This is a genomic window from Vibrio sp. 10N.222.48.A3 (genome assembly GCF_041475345.1).
Classification (GTDB): Bacteria; Pseudomonadota; Gammaproteobacteria; order Enterobacterales; family Vibrionaceae; genus Vibrio; species Vibrio tasmaniensis_A.
This window is the reverse complement of the sequence record NZ_JBFRVX010000385.1, coordinates 1-3,401: the sequence shown is the minus strand read 5'-3', so window position 1 is coordinate 3,401 and position 3,401 is coordinate 1. Positions and strand designations below refer to the sequence as shown.

Annotated in this window: 4 protein-coding genes; 3 read left to right on the top strand and 1 reads right to left on the bottom strand. The window is 42.1% G+C overall.

What is annotated here, in order from left to right:
- On the bottom strand, positions 1-1,223 hold a 1,223-nt coding region (locus tag AB4653_RS11885; protein WP_009845232.1), incomplete at its 3' end, for an aromatic amino acid transport family protein.
- 447 nt (positions 1,224-1,670) lie between these two features.
- On the opposite strand from AB4653_RS11885, the gene AB4653_RS11880 reads away from it, so the two are divergent.
- The 3 genes from AB4653_RS11880 to AB4653_RS11870 form a co-directional block, all read left to right on the top strand.
- Positions 1,671-1,799, top strand: coding sequence for a hypothetical protein (locus AB4653_RS11880; protein ID WP_017059831.1), 129 nt, complete (start codon positions 1,671-1,673; stop codon positions 1,797-1,799).
- A 194-nt stretch (positions 1,800-1,993) separates the two neighbouring features.
- Positions 1,994-2,605, top strand: a complete 612-nt coding sequence (locus AB4653_RS11875; protein ID WP_032555041.1) for an ACP phosphodiesterase — start codon at positions 1,994-1,996, stop codon at positions 2,603-2,605.
- 57 nt (positions 2,606-2,662) lie between these two features.
- A partial coding sequence (locus AB4653_RS11870) for a DEAD/DEAH box helicase (protein WP_372104244.1) occupies positions 2,663-3,401 on the top strand: 739 nt, incomplete at its 3' end.

Sequence of the window (3,401 nt, the reverse complement as noted above, 5' to 3'; positions counted from 1 at the left end):
CAGCCTAATGATGGTAATAACCCTACTGAAATAAGGATTTGAATTGCAATGATAAACACGCCAACGCTACCCGCTAAAAACAGCGCTTTGCTTCCACCTAACACTTGGTAAGTTGATTCTGTAGCGTGAGGTTTTACTAATAAATCTGTGTAACGAACTTTGTATACCATTACTGTCGGCAGCAGAATTGCGAGCACTGAAAGTGCAATGGCAGCGTAACCCAAAGCCATGATAAAACCTTGTGGGTAGAACAAGGCAAAACCTAATGGTGGTAAAAAAGTGATAGCGGCCGTCTTAACGCGTTTAGCATTGCCTAGTTTCTTGCTTAGAGAGTCCCCCATGAATTCAAATAACCCCAAGCTCACGCCAATAAAAGAAGTAAGAAGTGCAAGGTCAGCAAAGACACCCACGATCAAGCTTAAGTTTGATTGATGAACAGTTTTCGATAGTGAGACTAGAAGCGCACCCAAGCTAGTATCAGACAATAATTGCTCTTGGCTAATCACACCCAACGTAACACTCTGCCAGAAAACATAGATGACCAAAGGCAGTGCAGAGCCAATAATCATCACCTTACGTAATGAGCGAACGTCACCATCCAGGTATCGAACAATTGAAGGGATGCTGCCGTGGAAACCAAAAGAGGTAAACACAACCGGTATCGCAGCAACAATCAGGCCTTGCTGCAAAGGCATGCTCATTAGGTATTGAGAGGTGATGTTTGGTGCAAGGAAACTGAGTACCAGTACCATCGCAATCAGTTTAAGCCCGAATAAAACGCGGTTAACTTTATCAACACTGTGTGTACCAATCGTCACAACTCCCGCAACTAAGAGTGTAAATAGGAGTGTGGTGACTTGACCATTGAGTTCAATCCCTGCGATATCCGAGATACGTTGGTTAAACTGCGCACCGCCACCTGCAATGTATGCGGCACACAAAGCGTAGAAAAGAAACATCACGGCGAAGCTTGCGATCCACTTTCCTTTCGTTCCCAAAATCGTGTGAGCTAACGTGTGTAGAGTTGCGTCCGATTCAGCGAATTGATGAAGCTCTACCATTAATAATGCGGTGAAGGCCATTAGAGCCCATAAGCCAAGCATTAGAAATAGTGAGGTTGAAAAGCCAATTCCTGCAGATGCGAGTGGAAGAGCGAGCATGCCGGCACCAATGGTTGTGCCTGCAATGATCAAAGTACTACCAAAAACCTTTGATTTATTCATTGTATATAATTCTTTACGTTAGGGTGGGTTTTCGTTGTATTTCTTCTGGTCTAAGAGAATAAACCCAAAGAATATCTCGATTTTTAAGTATCTTGATTGAGTTTAATTCCAAATGCAATGTTTAATGTAATTAAAAATATCCACTGTATATAAATGTGTACAGTGATTGGTGCGTAAGGAATTAAAAATGCTTAAGCAAACGTTTGAGTGTGATTTGCTTCAAAATTTATAGGGTAATTTGTTGTAATTGGTGTAAGGTGGCAGTACATATGTCGTTCGCGTATGCCCCTTTAGCGTAAACAAGCGCTAATGATCGCGAGTAGCTTCAAGCTATAAATATGGAATGGGTAGAGTAGAGTGCGTTCATCAAAGTGACATAATTTAAGTCCAAGATGGTGCACTAGTTAATCGGACAACATGTCCACACCAAGGAATAGAGGGGGCACTATGAGTGACCAATCTTATAATGACGAAAGTCTAGAGTTGTTAGATGCTATGGAAATTGGTATCGATTTATCTGACTATGAACAGACGGTTAAACAATTAGCAGAAGAGCTTTTCAAGTCTTCGAACTAAGTTTTTAAGATCTTTAATTAGGTTTTACTGAACTAAAGGTTTCTGTAGTTCAACGTTCTCAAATTAAACAATTTTTAAACTGAGCAAATCTCATTCGCTCACGCGTCATAACAAAACTATCCTCATTAAAGTTCGCGAAGATAAACGAGTACGTTTACCATGTTACTTAGTTCTCGATACTTTAATGAGGTTCAATGAACTTTCTCGCACACCTCCACATCGCCAAGCATTGTAAAAGTAACTTAGCGGGTAATCTGTTAGGTGACTTCGTTAAAGGCGATCCTAGTAAATATTATTCAAACTCACTTTCAGACGGAATAAGACTTCATCGATTCGTTGATAGCTATACTGATCATCATGATGTGTCTCGTTCTGCAAAATCGCTTTTCTCACACCAAACACGACGCTTTGCACCTATCGCACTCGATGTATTTTGGGATCACTGCTTAGCCAATCATTGGGCTCAGTTCTCAACGCAATCACTTGAGCGCTTTTGCGTAGACAGCCATCAACAGATCTTTGAACACCAAGAGCCTCATTGGCCTGAGCACTTCATTACTGTTCACCAGAAAATGGCAGAACAACGTTGGTTGCTAAGTTATCAAGACATGTCTTCCATTGAGGTGGTATTGCAACGCATGGCTTTGAGACGGCCAAAGCTTGGGATGCTTAAGTCTTGCTATCACGACCTAGAACAGCACTACAACACGTTGCAGTGTCACTTTAATGAGCTTTATCCTAGTGTTTTAGAAGAAGCGAAGCAGTTTAATTCGCTTCAAATGAAGAAAAATCAAAAGGAAAGGTAAACAGCGTAATGCTGGTTTGCTACAATCCGCGCCTATTTAATCTTTGAGCATCATACTATGTCTGAATCTACAAAATCTTTTAACCAACTAGGATTATCTGAGCATCTTCTTGCTACGCTATCAGAGCTTAACTTTACGGCTCCTACCAGTGTTCAAGAACAAGCGATTCCATTGGTATTAGAAGGCAAAGATGTATTGGCTGGTGCTCAAACGGGTACAGGTAAAACGGCCGCATTTGGTTTGCCCATTATCCAAAGATTAATCGAGACAAAAGACAACGTTATTCCAAACCCGAAGCTAGTTCGTGCGCTTGTGTTGGTACCAACACGTGAACTAGCGCAACAGGTTTTCGATAACGTAACCAGCTACGCAAAGGGCACCGACATCAAAGTCGTGGTGGCTTACGGCGGCGTTAGTATGAAGGTTCAAACTGAAAACCTACGCGGGGGAGCTGATATTCTTGTCGCGACTCCGGGCCGTCTTATCGACCATATGTTCACTAAGAACATCATGTTGAGCCACTCTGAAGTGTTGGTACTGGATGAAGCAGACCGCATGCTAGACATGGGTTTCATGCCTGATATCAAACGCATTCTTTCTCGTATGAATGAGGTGCGACAGACTCTGTTCTTCTCTGCGACGTTTGATAACAAAATTAAAGCTCTGGCACATCGAATGATGCAGTCGCCAAGCGAAATTCAAGTGACGCCAAAAAACAGCACCGCTGACACCGTTACCCAGATGGTTTATCCCGTTGATAAATCGCGCAAGAGTGAATTATTGGCTTATTTGATTG

Bases quoted from the DNA above. Each gene is read 5' to 3' on its own strand.
- AB4653_RS11875 (WP_032555041.1), top strand. From the start codon at position 1,994: ATGAACTTTCTCGCACACCTCCACATCGCCAAGCATTGTAAAAGTAAC.
- AB4653_RS11880 (WP_017059831.1), top strand. From the start codon at position 1,671: ATGAGTGACCAATCTTATAATGACGAAAGTCTAGAGTTGTTAGATGCT.